This window comes from Psychrobacter frigidicola (genome assembly GCF_007997305.1).
Taxonomy (GTDB): Bacteria; Pseudomonadota; Gammaproteobacteria; order Pseudomonadales; family Moraxellaceae; genus Psychrobacter; species Psychrobacter frigidicola.
Window position 1 is genome coordinate 743338 of record NZ_VORZ01000001.1, and the last position, 14346, is coordinate 757683.

14 protein-coding genes are annotated in these 14346 nt (G+C 42.5%); 5 read left to right on the forward strand and 9 right to left on the reverse strand.

The features are described from left to right. Positions 1–81: 81 nt before the first annotated feature. Together grxD and ispF are read right to left on the reverse strand one after the other, a co-directional pair. Positions 82–432 (reverse strand): Grx4 family monothiol glutaredoxin, encoded by a 351-nt coding sequence (grxD, locus tag ES754_RS03040; RefSeq protein WP_147221934.1) that lies wholly within the window; start codon positions 430–432, stop codon positions 82–84. 162 nt (positions 433–594) lie between these two features. After that, the gene (ispF, locus tag ES754_RS03045) at positions 595–1086 is read right to left on the reverse strand and encodes a 2-C-methyl-D-erythritol 2,4-cyclodiphosphate synthase (protein WP_147221936.1); all 492 of its coding nucleotides are present in this window, start codon (positions 1084–1086) and stop codon (positions 595–597) included. Between the two features lie 218 nt (positions 1087–1304). Here ispF and mnmA point away from each other — a divergent pair, with 218 nt between their 5' ends. Then, on the forward strand, positions 1305–2522 hold the full coding sequence (mnmA, locus tag ES754_RS03050) for a tRNA 2-thiouridine(34) synthase MnmA (RefSeq protein WP_420825340.1): 1218 nt from the start codon (positions 1305–1307) through the stop codon (positions 2520–2522). A gap of 365 nt (positions 2523–2887) precedes the next feature. Further along, positions 2888–4294: an adenylosuccinate lyase gene (purB, locus tag ES754_RS03055; protein WP_147221940.1), complete on the forward strand. Its 1407-nt coding sequence runs from the start codon at positions 2888–2890 to the stop codon at positions 4292–4294. 114 nt (positions 4295–4408) lie between these two features. Here the strand turns inward: purB and ES754_RS03060 are convergent, their stop codons facing one another. Next, positions 4409–4612: an NF038104 family lipoprotein gene (locus ES754_RS03060; RefSeq protein WP_147221942.1), complete on the reverse strand. Its 204-nt coding sequence runs from the start codon at positions 4610–4612 to the stop codon at positions 4409–4411. 144 nt (positions 4613–4756) lie between these two features. Between ES754_RS03060 and ES754_RS03065 the strand changes: the two genes are divergently transcribed. After that, positions 4757–5929: a cupin domain-containing protein gene (locus tag ES754_RS03065; protein ID WP_147221944.1), complete on the forward strand. Its 1173-nt coding sequence runs from the start codon at positions 4757–4759 to the stop codon at positions 5927–5929. 149 nt (positions 5930–6078) lie between these two features. Here ES754_RS03065 and ES754_RS03070 read toward each other — a convergent pair whose 3' ends face one another. Then, positions 6079–7500, reverse strand: coding sequence for an SLC13 family permease (locus tag ES754_RS03070; protein WP_147221946.1), 1422 nt, complete (start codon positions 7498–7500; stop codon positions 6079–6081). Positions 7501–7746: 246 nt separating this feature from the next. On the opposite strand from ES754_RS03070, the gene ES754_RS12075 reads away from it, so the two are divergent. Then, positions 7747–7908 (forward strand): hypothetical protein, encoded by a 162-nt coding sequence (locus ES754_RS12075; protein ID WP_170231070.1) that lies wholly within the window; start codon positions 7747–7749, stop codon positions 7906–7908. 42 nt (positions 7909–7950) lie between these two features. On the opposite strand, the gene ES754_RS03075 is transcribed toward ES754_RS12075, so the two are convergent. After that, positions 7951–8652: a YoaK family protein gene (locus tag ES754_RS03075; RefSeq protein WP_147221948.1), complete on the reverse strand. Its 702-nt coding sequence runs from the start codon at positions 8650–8652 to the stop codon at positions 7951–7953. A 139-nt stretch (positions 8653–8791) separates the two neighbouring features. After that, positions 8792–9607, reverse strand: a complete 816-nt coding sequence (locus tag ES754_RS03080; protein WP_147221950.1) for an enoyl-ACP reductase FabI — start codon at positions 9605–9607, stop codon at positions 8792–8794. 333 nt (positions 9608–9940) lie between these two features. Between ES754_RS03080 and folE the strand changes: the two genes are divergently transcribed. After that, a complete protein-coding gene (gene folE / locus ES754_RS03085) occupies positions 9941–10537 on the forward strand; it encodes a GTP cyclohydrolase I FolE (protein WP_227677728.1) in 597 nt (198 codons plus the stop codon). 104 nt (positions 10538–10641) lie between these two features. Here the strand turns inward: folE and ES754_RS03090 are convergent, their stop codons facing one another. The 3 genes from ES754_RS03090 to ES754_RS03100 form a co-directional block, all read right to left on the reverse strand. Next, positions 10642–11829, reverse strand: a complete 1188-nt coding sequence (locus ES754_RS03090) for a sugar transporter (protein WP_147221953.1) — start codon at positions 11827–11829, stop codon at positions 10642–10644. Positions 11830–12054: 225 nt separating this feature from the next. Beyond that, a complete protein-coding gene (gene arfB, locus ES754_RS03095) occupies positions 12055–12468 on the reverse strand; it encodes an alternative ribosome rescue aminoacyl-tRNA hydrolase ArfB (protein ID WP_147221955.1) in 414 nt (137 codons plus the stop codon). A 164-nt stretch (positions 12469–12632) separates the two neighbouring features. Then, the gene (locus ES754_RS03100; RefSeq protein ID WP_147221957.1) at positions 12633–14345 is read right to left on the reverse strand and encodes an ABC transporter ATP-binding protein; all 1713 of its coding nucleotides are present in this window, start codon (positions 14343–14345) and stop codon (positions 12633–12635) included. Position 14346: the final 1 nt, after the last annotated feature.

The following is a 14346-nucleotide window of genomic DNA, read 5'->3' on the forward strand; positions in this document are numbered from 1 at the left end:
CAATTAAGGGTTTACTCGAGCTTTTAGGGATGAAACTTATGAGCTTAATAATAAAAAAGCTTAATTAAATATCTTTATCAATTATGCAGCTGGGCTATTAGCTTCAACCAGCGGCTTAAGCTCGCCTGATTGATACATTTGCAAAATAATGTCTGAGCCGCCCATCAATTCACCATCAATCCACAGTTGTGGAAAGGTTGGCCAGTTGGCAATTTTTGGTAAAGTAGCACGAATTTCTGGATTTTCTAAGATATTTACAAAGGCAAATGGACGACCAATTTGGGTAAGAACTTCAATCGATTTTGCAGAAAAACCACACTGCGGAAACTGCGGTGTACCTTTCATATATAAAATAACTTTATTGTCTTTAATTTGATCACGAATCAGCTGTTCAACATCGTTTGCAGCAGTATTGGGGGTTTGCTCAGTCATAAAAACTCCTATTGAGTAAAGAAGGTTAAAACCAGTTATTGTTAACTATGAGGTCTTTTTGAATATTTTGAATATAAAGGTGTCGTGTTGCTCATAGATGGGGCAAGCGTGACGACATTACAAGCATGGCTGATATCGCTGACGGATATCATTAGTGATAGATTAAAGCATCGGCACCAATAATACCACGGCATTGGCCATAATGCCCTCTTGGCGACCTGTAAAGCCTAATTTTTCAGTGGTGGTGGCTTTAATGCTGATATTACTGACTGCAGTTTGTAAGTCGCTGGCGATACTGTCACGCATGGCTTGGTTATAAGGGGCAATTTTCGGGCGTTCACACATAATAGTAATATCAGCATTGCCCAATTTATAACCTGCGGCTTGAACCTTACCATAGACATAACGCAGCAAAATCCGCGAATCAAGTCCTGCATGAGCCGCATCGGTATCAGGAAAATGCTGCCCGATATCACCAAGAGCTAATGCACCGAGTAAAGCATCAGCAAGTGCATGCAATACCACATCACCATCAGAATGCGCCAGCAAGCTGTGTGTATGTTCAATAGCCACGCCCGCTAGTACCACATATTGTTGCTGTTCGCCAGTATTATGAAACGCATGAACGTCTATACCTTGACCAATTTTTATCATGATTATCCCAAAGTCTATTAAAAAGAAAGTAAGGAGAAAAGTGTAGAGGTTATTTAAAATTTATAAAACGGTTATTCTAAATGCTATCAATACTTATTATTTGAAATTTTATAGCCGAATAGGCTGGCAAGACGCCACCTGTTTCAATTAGCTGGTATAATATGACGCTTATTTTACCATAAGTTGTTGAGTGCTTTGTTATGTTAGCTATGTCAACCATGCCCGATACGTCAGCCACCCAAGCCCCAAACTCTTTTAGCGCCCATTGCGCCTTGACCCTTACCGATATTGAGAATCCTGCAACCACGCGGGTGATTGTCGGTATGTCAGGTGGCGTCGACTCTTCTGTTTCTGCTGTTTTACTTCAGCAGGCAGGCTTTATTGTCGAAGGTCTGTTTATGAAGAATTGGGAAGAAGATGACGGGACAGAATATTGTACGGCGATGGATGATTTAGCCGATGCGCAGTCAGTCTGTGACAAAATTGGTATTAAACTCCATACCGCTAACTTTGCAATGGAATATTGGGATCGCGTTTTTGAGCATTTTTTAGCCGAATATAAAGCAGGACGTACACCCAATCCTGATATCTTATGTAATAAAGAAATTAAGTTTAAAGCCTTTTTAGATTATGCGTTAACGCTTGGTGCTGACTATATCGCTACTGGACACTACACCCGCCGCAGTGTTAATTATATAAACGCTAATGGCGAAACTGTGGCACAGCTATTGCGTGGTTTAGACAACAATAAAGACCAAAGCTATTTCTTGCATGCCGTTGGCGGTGACAAACTTGCCAAAACCCTATTCCCAGTAGGTGAACTTGAAAAGCCAGTGGTTCGTCAAATCGCTGAAGAGCATGATTTGATTACCGCCAATAAAAAAGACTCAACCGGCATTTGTTTTATCGGTGAGCGTCGCTTTAAAGACTTTTTACAGCAGTATTTGCCTGCCCAAAAAGGCGATATTATCACTGATGACGGCATCACTATCGGCACTCATGATGGTCTGATGTATTACACTTTAGGTCAGCGCGGTGGTATTGGTATCGGTGGCGTTAAAGACCGTCCCGAAGAACCATGGTTTGTACTGGCAAAAGACTTGGATAACAACCGTTTAATCGTCGGCCAAGGTCATGAACATCCAATGATGCTAAGTAATGAGCTACAAGCTTATAAGCTTGATTGGATAGACGGTCTACCGCCTGCGGAAATATTTAGCTCTGAAGGCTTACGCTGTATGGCAAAGTCTCGTTATCGTCAGCCTGATCAAACTTGCCGCGTATTTGCAATAAAAGATGACGGTAGTGAAGTACGCGTGATATTTGATGCACCACAACGTGCGGTTACTCCGGGTCAGTCCGCCGTATTTTATATCGATGAAGTCTGTTTAGGCGGTGGCGTGATTGCGTCTATTGATGCGCCGTGTGGGTTTTAGGCTAAAAATAAAGAGCAAAAAAGATGTTTATCATTTTCTACACCCTTTGGATTGTCATTTTATTATACCTAATTATCAGTATTTTCAGACTTTCCAGTAAAAACAGCCCTAGATATTCACCAAAGAAACGTAATATTTTACTGATAGCTTTAACCATTCAAATTCTTTGCTCAGTGGCTTTTATCATACTATTTATATCCGCAGCGCTTGATGCTGCTGCGTCTTTTTAAAGCCACAATATTAATAGGCTAAGTATTAATTTAAGCATAAAAACAAGCAGTTCTTAATTAAAATATTTAACTGATTTTGCACTCTAATTATAATCATTTTTTTACTAACCTGACTGACTTCATTAAAGGATATCTATGACCACTTTATCTGCCTTGACCGCACTCTCTCCAATCGACGGCCGTTACGCTTCTAAAGCGGATAGCTTACGCCCTTATCTATCTGAATTTGGTCTAATCAAAGCCCGCGTTACTGTTGAAATCCGCTGGTTACAATCATTGGCTGATAATAATGCGATTGGTGAGTTAGCAGCGTTTAATGATGAGACCAATGCTTTCTTAAATAGCATTGTTGATGACTTTAGTGAAGCAGATGCACAAGCGATTAAAGATATCGAAGCGACGACCAACCATGATGTGAAAGCGGTTGAATACTTCATCAAAGATAAATTCCGTGGTCAAGCAGCACTTGAGGATTCATTAGAGTTCATTCACTTTGCCTGTACCAGTGAAGATATTAACAACCTATCGTATGCACTAATGCTCAAAGACAGCCGCGAGATTGTAGTAGCTAAAATGCAGCAAGTGACCGATAGCATTGTTGACTTAGCAATCACTCATGCTGACCAGCCAATGTTGTCACGCACCCACGGTCAAACGGCAAGTCCAACGACCCTTGGTAAAGAAATGGCCAACGTCGCTTACCGCTTAGCCCGTCAAATCAAACAAATCGGTCAAGTTGAACTGTTGGGTAAAATGAATGGGGCGGTCGGTAACTATAACGCTCACTATGCCTCATATCCCGATGTTGATTGGCAAGCACATGCTGAGCGTTTTATTGGTGAAAGCCTCGAGCTGACTTTTAACCCTTATACCACGCAAATTGAGCCGCATGATTATATCGCTGAGCTGTTTGATGTGGTAAAACGTTTTAATACGATACTAATCGATTTCAACCGTGATATTTGGCAATATATTAGTTTGGGCTATTTTAAACAGCGCCTAAAAGAGGGTGAAGTGGGTTCTTCTACCATGCCGCATAAAGTAAATCCGATTGACTTTGAAAACTCAGAAGGTAACTTGGGTGTGGCAAATGCGATGCTTGCCCATTTGGGTGAAAAGCTACCAATTTCACGTATGCAGCGTGATTTATCAGACTCAACGGTACTACGTAATATCGGTGTTGGTCTGGCTCAAAGCATGATTGCTTATGATGCGTGTTTAAAAGGCGTCAGCAAACTTGAATTAAATGCACAGCGCTTGAATGACGACTTAGATAATGCGCAAGAAGTATTGGCAGAACCCATTCAAACCGTGATGCGTCGCTACCGTGTTGAAAACCCTTACGAGAAACTTAAAGCCCTAACTCGTGGCAATGCCATGACCCGCGAAGCGATGTTGACGTTTGTTGAAAGTGATGAACTATCAGCCGTTAGTGATGCGGATAAAACACGCCTACGTGAGATGACGCCTGCAACTTACATTGGTAATGCAGATGAGCAAGCGCGTACGATTAAAGAATGGATTGCCAAGCTTGATAAGTAATAGACTTAATAAATAAGAGGTATAAATGAGTGGTTGTTACTCACTCACTATATCCAATCTATAACCTTACTCTGACTACTATGATGTTAACTGCCATAGTCGACGGGTAAGGTTTTATTTTTTATTCTTTCTGTTCTTTCCATCATTATCATCTTCATCGCCGCCGGGTATGATGGCTTTAGTCACGGCAACCGTACCTTTAACCACACCTTTGGTGGTTTTGTAGGCGACTTTGACCGGTACGGTAACCAGTTTGTGCACACAAGCTTGTAGTAAGAATATGCTGGCAAATATCGCGATAATTTGTAATTTTTTCATGAATATCCTAAAGTATATTAAATAGCTTATATAAGCCACTAGATTACTGGCAATCATAAACTATTACATTATTTTTCTAAAGCAAACCTAGCTTTTATATTAAAAAATTAAGATTTTAACCCAATTAATCACATGGATTTACCAATGAGTGCTTTAAAACTTTGTTTACCCGATTCCATCACCCCAGAACAGTTTTTAAGCGACTACTGGCAAAAAAAGCCATTACTCATCAAGCAAGGTCTGCCACAGCTTATCGGTATGTTTGAGCCGGATGATATTTTAGGTTTAGCATTAGATGAAGATGCCACCGCCAGACTGCTTACTCAATCAGCAACCAAGCAAGCTGACGAGCCTCAATGGCAGCTTAGAAAAAGTCCATTAGCTGAAGCTGATTTTGACAACTTGCCAGATCAATGGACCGTATTGGTACAAAATCTTGAGCAGTGGTCGCCGGAGCTAGCACAATTATGGCAAGCGTTGGATTTTATACCGCAGTGGCAGCGTGATGATATTATGGTCTCGTACGCGCCAAAAGGCGGCTCAGTTGGCAAACATTATGATGATTATGATGTATTTTTAGCGCAAGGTTATGGACAGCGCCGTTGGCAGCTCGGTAAGCTCTGTGATGAGCAGACTGAATTTGTTGCAGATGAGCCCATTCGACTGTTTGATGATATGGGCGAGATTATTTTTGATGAGATATTGGAGCCCGGTGATGTGCTCTATGTACCACCTAAACTGTCTCATTTTGGACTGGCGCAAGATGATTGTCTGACATTTTCATTTGGCTGCCGTCGCCCCAATTTAATGCAAGTTATCGACAGTCTTGCTGATGTGGCGACCAATGATAGCGCGCTGTTTGTGCCGATGTTATTACCACAGGCATCACAGTCCTCAGGTGAATTACAAGCAGATAGTATTGACGCGATCACTACGCAATTATCAGCGTTACTACAGTCAGAACGCGGTGCCGACATCATTCGCCAAGCGGTGTGCGAAGTGGTCAGCAAGCGTCAATACGATGTGCTGGTGCCTGAAGAGACGATGAATACCGATGAGATGATAACAGCGTTGGCCGATGGCGCCACGCTACAAGCAGATTATAGCAACCGCTTACTCTACAACCAAACGAATGAAGGCATAACTTTATACGCGAATGGTCAACGGCTGGATGGCCTCGATGAGACTGCAACCGCGTTATTGGTGCGCTTATCGAATGGTGCGCATTTGACTCTTGATGACATGGAAGGTATTGACCCTGACGAGGTAATGGAATGGTTAGAAAATGGCTGGATTTGGATTGATTATGCTGAATAGTTTTTGATTTAAGCTGTTTTATTGACTCTCATTTTTTCATAAAATAACCCCCGTAAGTTGTGTCCAACTTATGGGGGTCAGTTCAGTCCAGCTACTGCTCAGACATCGGGTTTTTATATACATGGCTACAATACTAAATTAATCAGTAGTTAAAGTAAGAAAAAATATGCCCATAATCCCACGATAAACGTAGCGATGATATTTAATATGACCCCAACACGTATCATTTCTGACTGCTTAATAAGGCCTGTACCAAAGACAATCGCATTTGGCGGAGTGGCAACCGGTAGCATAAAGGCACACGATGCACCAATACCGATAATCATGACCAATACGGCAGGCGGTAGACCCATTTGCTCGGCAATAGCCGCGAATACCGGCACTAAAAGCGCTGCAGAAGCGGTATTAGAAGCAAACTCCGTTAAGAAGATAATGAATGCTGATACAGCAAGCACTACTACGATAAGCGGTGCAGCGGACAACGCATTAGCAACGGTCATACCTAGTACCAACGAGGCACCTGAGACTTTTAGAACTGTTGATAGCGCAATACCACCACCGAATAGCATGAGCACGCCCCAATCAGTATTATCAGAGACCTCTTTCCATGATACTAAGCCTAAACTGACCACCGCTGCTGCTGCTGTCAAGGCGACAACCGCATCGGTATCGGTAATGTCTAATGCCGCACCGATTTTCTTAGAGAATATCCAGCTTAATGCGGTTACTATAAAGACAATGATGGTTAGCACACGGGGCTTATTCCATGCGATAGGCTCATCTTCAATAAGCGTTACCTGACGGTTAAGATTAGGTTTAAGGAAAATATACATCGCCCCTAGTAATACTGGCAACAGTACCAACATCATTGGAATACCAAACTTCATCCAGTCAATAAAAGCAATATTGAGCGCTTTGGCAGCAATCGCATTGGGCGGTGACCCAACAATCGTGCCCAAACCACCAAGGCTAGCAGAATAAGCAACACCCAGTAGCACGAATACAAAAGTGCCACGGTCGTTTTCACGGTCAACCTTCGTTAAAATACCCAGCACCAATGGCAACATCATCGCTGCAGTAGCTGTGTTCGATATCCACATCGATAAAAAGGCAGTGACGGCAAATATTAAAAATACTGCAGTTCTAAGATTGCCACCAGCCAGCGATAGAATCTTGAGCGCAATTTTTCTATCCAATTGCTGTACGTGCAGCGCTGCTGCTAAAGCAAAACCACCAAAGAACAAATAAATAATTGGGTTAGCAAAGCTTTGTAAGCCAATTTCAGCATCGAAGTCCGGCAGACCAATAAGCGCCCCTATTACCACAACCAATATCGCGGTAATAGTCACATGTATTGCTTCGGTCAACCATAGCACGCCAATAAAAAACAGCATGGCAAGGCCTTTATTAGCGTTGATATCATAAGGCAGCACGTTATAAATAATCATACTGATAATCGCAGCAATCGCAACTACGATTAAACCTTTACCCGTACCTTTTGGAAAAGTGTCGGTAAATAAATATTCGTTGCCATCATCGGGCAGATGACTGTCTAGCCTTTGCTCTGACATAGAATTTCCTTATTACAATGGTGCTCGGAGAGAAAATCACGGAGTAAATAGTAACAGTACGCTTATCATTCTATCGACGATAAACAATTATTTAGTTAAACAGATAGTGCATTACATATCAATACTAAACTAGCCTTATTAAACCCTGTACAAAACCTGAGTGCTGTCCGATACTTAAAGTATAGACTTTAGATATAATCTCAATAAAATATTATATTGAACAATAACAACAACTAGGAGTATCTTATGGCACGTAGCAAAGTTGATCCAACAACTAAAATGGCACCGAAGGATATCAATCAAGACGATCTTGCTGAAAAAGATCAACAGCGTACCGATGAATGCGCGCTTGATATGATGCAAGGCTTACATGAGCACGAGGATCATGAAGAGGAAGAAGATAAATAAATATCTATCTTCTTTTAACCAATAGACAAAACTGAAAGACGCCTATCTATCCGATGGGCGTCTTTTGCGTCTGGGCTGACGTTTTTCAGGTAGACGTTCTGAGGCATAGTTATAAAAGAATGCAGCCGTCAGTACAATAGCAATCGGTACAAATAGCGCGCCATAACCAACTCTAGCGTATAAAAATGCACCCACTGCCCCGCCACCGCAAAAGCAATACCAAATTATTGCCTGAAATCCTAACGTAGGCTTACTGATGGGTCGTCCAGCCAGCCAGTTACCTATGGTTGCGCCCATATCTGAGGTTAAGCCTGTTAAATGAGTGGTACGAATAACTGCGCCACTATAGGTTGCAACCATCGCATTCTGTAGCCCACAAGCCATTGCTGCCGCTAATTGCCCTAAGTAATCATGTTGTTGATATAAAAAATAGCTAATCAACAATAGCCCCGCCTCAATATATAGGGCACGACCGTAGCTTCTACCCAGCTTTAAAGTTTTGTGACCAATCACAAAACCGCTTAATATTGCTCCTGCCAAAAACGATAACAATGACGCACCAATATATAGAATACTGCGCCCATCAAAATGCGCGACGGCAGCGGCAAATAAACTGACGTTACCCGTAACGTGCGACACTGACAGATTGGTAAAGCCCATGAGCGCAGCAGTATTAACACAGCCCGCACTAAAAGCTAACACCGCCCCACCCCAAAATATCCATTTTGGAAGTCTGGTTATCATATCCGCCGCCTAAGATCTTGTCGCCAAAAAAGGCCTATAGTATAACTAAAAAAAGACAGCCTATTGGCTGTCTTCCTAATATTTACTATAGCGAATAGTTAACTATTACTACCAAATAGGCAGCCACTGATTTCTCAATTTATTTTTTTGGTTCATCAAGATCAAGCATCATTAACTGCTCACTAATAGCAACGGTATTAAAGCCGGCATCAACGAACATAATCTCACCAGTGATACCCGACGCCCATGGCGATAGTAAGAATAGCGCCGCATTACCGACTTCCATTTGGCTGATATTACGCTGCAATGGTGCAATTTTTTCACTGATATCCAGCATTTTACGGAATGATTTAATGCCACTAGCGGCAAGAGTACGAATAGGACCCGCTGAAATCGCATTCACACGAATACCTTCACCGCCCATTGAGGTGGCTAAATAACGGACACTGGCCTCAAGACTGGCTTTTGCCATACCCATCACGTTGTAATTTGGCAATACCGAGATGCTACCTTCATACGTTAAGGTCAACATAGAACCGTGACGCATTGCGAGCAGGGCGCGCGCTTCTTTAGCAAGGGCGACAAAGCTATAGCTTGAAATATCGTGGGCTATTTGACTACCCTCACGCGTCGTAGCATTGGTAAAGTCACCATCGAGCTGATCCATCGGTGCAAAGCCAATGGCATGAACTACACCATCAATGCCATCACCCCAATGCGCAGTGACTTGCTCAAAACAGGCGGCAATAGACGCATCAGACGCCACATCACATTCAAGTACTAAGTCAGCCTCAAAATGCTCTGCTGCCATATCCACACGCTTTTTAATTTTATCGTTTGGATACGTCAAAATTAACGATGCACCTTCACGATGTAGCGCTTCAGCGATCGCCCATGCGATAGAAAGTTTGCTGGCGATGCCCGTAACGACAAAGCGTTGTCCTTGAAGTAGCATAGTATTATCCTTGTTATGAGTTTGAGTCAAATTGATATTATTAACGAAACCGATTAAATGCTTATGAAATACTAATAATACAATCAAAAAAATTGTCTTATTATACACAGATTAAATTAAGTAAACAGTCGTAAACTATTGACTCTTTACTAGCAGACGTTGAACGCTAAAGCGCGGGGGATTATTGATAGCGGTATGAAGTTGCCCTGTTTTCAAGTATAATCACAACCCTTCCAAGCTTGCACTATTTTTACATAAATCCTTTATAACCATTGTTTGTAAACAAGGATTTAGCGTTAAGCTATACCCACATTTTGGATGGCTGCCAACCTTATGAGTAACACCCCAATCATAACAACAGATTATCAAGAAAGCGTCGAATCTTATCGTCAACTGATCAGCTCAACCGGTGAAAACTTAGAGCGCCCAGGTCTAGAAGATACCCCGATTCGTGCTGCAAAAGCATTTGCGCATCTAACCCGAGGCTACTGCCAAAATTTAGACGCGGTAGTTAATGATGCCCTGTTTCCATCGACCAATCGTGAGCTGGTCTTAGTACAAAATATTGAATTTTATTCCTTATGTGAGCATCATATGCTGCCTTTTCATGGGATTGCTCATATTGGTTATTTACCAAACGGGCAAGTTTTAGGCTTGTCTAAATTTGCTCGTATCGTCGATATGTTTGCTCGCCGCTTACAGGTTCAAGAGAACTTAAGTGAGCAGGTGGCACAGACGATTATGGATGTGACTGGCTGCCGCGGTGTCGCGGTAGTGATGGATGCGGCGCACATGTGCATGATGATGCGCGGTGTCAATAAGCAGCATTCCACCACGCGTACCACGTCGATGCTGGGCGAGTATGTACACGACAATCAAGCACGTAATGAGTTCTTGGGCGCTATTCCTAAGCGGCAACCGGCTTTTTAAACTATTAGAAAATACTTATTAGTTAGTTATGTTAAAGGACGCTTAGGCGTCCTTTTTTTGGTTAATTTTCAAACTATTTAATGCTTAAAATGCAACCATAACACTTAGCGTAGTGCAGAAAAGCGTCTTATCATAAATATCATTAGTAGCAGTGCCACACTAGCGACAGCAGCACCAACGTACCCTACACTCGACAGCGAGATATGGGTGACGGCATAGCCTCCAAGCAGCGCACCGGTACCGATACCTAAATTAATAATGCCGGAGAACATGGACATCACCATATCTTGAGCCTTGAGATCAATCATAATGACCCGCGCTTGAATGGAGATAATGAGCAACATCAGTGCTGCGCCCCAAAGTAACGAATTCAAGCTGAGCGCCCATATTGAAGTCACTGCCAGCGATAGCGTAAGAAGAGACAGAAGTATCAGTACTGTTGATACCAACATCAACATCGTAATCGATTTATCACCCCACCGACTGAATATAAAACTGCCAATAAGTCCTGCGCCACCGAATAGCAGTAGTACTAAAGTGGCCAAGTTTTCACTGATTGAACCCACCTGACGCATAAAAGGTTCGATATAAGAATAAGCGGCATAATGCGCGGTAAAAACCAAAAAACATAACAGATATAGACCAACCAGTAATGGATTTTTGAGTAATTCTGGAACTTTTTTGGCAGACCCCTCAAACATACTGGGTAGGGTTGGTAGCAATTTCGCTTGCAGAATAAACACCACAAATGCAATCACCCCAATACCACCGAAAGTAGTGCGCCAACCAAACCATTGACCAACCAGACGCCCTATAGGCACACCCAGCACCATCGCTAATGAGGTACCAGTAGCAAGCACACTAAGCGCTAATGCCTTTTTACCTTCAGGGGCAACGCGCAATATTATCGCCGCCGTAATCGACCAAAATATCGCATGTGATAAAGCAATCCCAACGCGACTAATCAGCAGTACTTGAAAGCTCCATGCAAAAACGGACAGGGCATGGCTGGCAATAAATACCACAAACAATGCCAGTAGCAAGCGCTTGCGTTCAAGCTTGCCTGTCAGCAACATAAGCGGTAATGACATGGCAGCGACAATCCATGCATACAGCGTCAGCATCCATCCAGTTTCTGCGGTAGTAATTGAAAAATCTTGAGCGATATCACTTAACAAAGCTACAGGGACAAACTCTGTGGTATTCACGATGAATGCACTAAACCCCATTAAGAACACGCGAAAGTATTGAGTGCGGATAGGGTCTGAGCCCGCGTCAAGATTGTTTTTCATAAAATCCAATAAAAAATAAAAACAGGTGCCTATGCAGCACGATTGACCCGAAAATGGGTATGAATACTTAAATTTATAAATATTGATAGGTATAAAAATTTAGATATATAACAATATAGATAATATTAGGATGGTAGGGTCTAATACCAAGAAAATAGTAGAATTTAGAATAATTTTTCGATAACGATAAAAGATTTAAAATCAATAGAAACAGAACCAGTAGAATCAAAAATCCACTTTACCCCGTAACGATTTTGTCATGCCCCGCTGCGTTTTTTTGTCCATGCGTTTGCGCCGAGCGTTTTTGCTCGGTTTACTGGGTCTGCGGGTTTTGTTAACGTGGGTGGCATTGATTATAAATTGCTGCAAGCGCTCAAAGGCATCACTCTTATTTTTTTCTTGCGTACGAAATTGCTGAGCTTTAATAATCAGCACACCTTCTTTACTAATGCGGCTGTCCTTGCTGGCTAATAGACGTTGTTTTTGCGAGTCACTAAGGCTTGAAGCGGCAATATCAAAACGTAAGTGAATAGCAGAGGAGACTTTGTTGACGTTTTGACCGCCAGCTCCTTGAGCGCGTATGGCGTTGAGTTCTACCTCGTAATCATTAAGGCTGATATTATTACTGATAAAAATCATGGTCTGCTTTTATGTAACATAATTGGTATTTATTGATTATCATAAACCATTATTGAATAGGCTGCCACTTGCAAGATATCTGACCTACAAAAGACAAGGTAAGCAATAAAGCTACAGAAGTCGTGGTCTGTTTGGCATATGTCATGAAGGTAATTCAATCAAAGCTATAGGGTACTTGCCTGCAATAAGCGCTTAGCATACGGATGCTGCGGCTGATTAAACACCGCTTCAGTAGCGCCTGACTCAACGCACATACCCTCTTTTAATACCATAATATATTGACATAAAGCGCGCACAACTTTTAAATCATGGCTGATAAACACATAACTAATTTGCAATTTCTGTTGAATTTCGCGCAGTAAATTGACCACCGTCACTTGCGTGGTACTATCAAGTGCGGACGTCGGTTCGTCCAAAATGAGCAAACTTGGCTTCATAACCAAAGCCCGTGCAAGCGCTACTCGCTGGCGCTGACCACCCGATAACTCATGCGGATAACGCTGCGCAAGCTCGCTAGGTAAATGTACAGTATTAAGGCTGGCCATCACCGCTTGCTCACGTGTTGCTTTATCAACACCCTGTACCAGTAAACCTTCTTCAACTATCTGTAATACGGTCATACGCGGATTAATACTGGCAAAGGGGTCTTGGAATACCATCTGGATTTGTGCTCGGAACTTACGTAGCTCACGCTTAGATAATGCCGTAATGTCTTGACCGTTAATGATTATCTGACCACTGACTTGTGCCTGATTGCTAAGCAGTTGACTTAACGCCAGCGCAATCGTGGTTTTACCGGAGCCAGATTCGCCAACAATACCGAGCGCCTGCCCTGCCTGCAAAGTCATATCCAAGCCTTTGACGGCATCAAACCAACGTGTAGCACTACCGAACAGGCTTTTCTCTACTGGAAATTTTACGTTTAAATTCTTGACCGCTAAGACGTCATTTTGATTGTCCCCATCATTGATTATACTTAGCGCGTGACCAAAATCTTGCTGCATTAACGTACGCGTATAGTCGGCTTTTGGATGAGCAAAAATCGTTGCCGTCGCACCTTGTTCAATGGTCTGCCCTTGACGCATAACGATAAGATTATCGCTATAACGACGCACTAAGTTAAGGTCATGGCTGATTAAAATCATTGCCATATTGCGCTCATGCTTTAGATTATCCAGCAGCGCTAAAATCTCATGCTGCAAGGTGACATCAAGCGCCGTTGTTGGCTCATCGGCGATTAAAATATCAGGTTGCTGCGCCAATGCCATGGCAATCATGACCCGTTGCCGCTGCCCACCTGATAGCTCGTGCGGATAGCGATTGAGCTTATCAACAGCATCAGCAATATTGACATCGTTTAATAAAGCAATAGTTTGCGCGCGCCATTGCTTTTTGGGTGTGCCGTTTAGATGCAATGATTCAGCGATTTGCTTGGCAACAGTATGCAGTGGATTGAGCGCCGTCATTGGCTCTTGAAATACCATACCGATACGCTGACCACGAATAGCACGCAGCGATTTATTACGGGCGCTATCATTGGCTATCGGTAGCTTAGCCATGCCAGTTGCATTTGCTAGCTGTACATCGCCGGTAGTAATAAGATTGTCAGGCAGTAAACCCAACAAAGCCAAACTGGCTATTGACTTACCAGAACCGGACTCACCAACAATGGCTAAGGTTTCCCCTTGTCGCAATTGATAAGATAATTTATCAACCAGAGTCTCCCCTGTATGCGTAACAATACTCAGCTTATCAACGGTTAGAATCGTAGCACTAGGCTTATTAATATCGAGCTTGTCAGTATTACTTTGCGATACACTGTTATTTTTCAGCGCATTATTAGTATGAGTATGGATGTTAGTATTGGTCGTTATCATA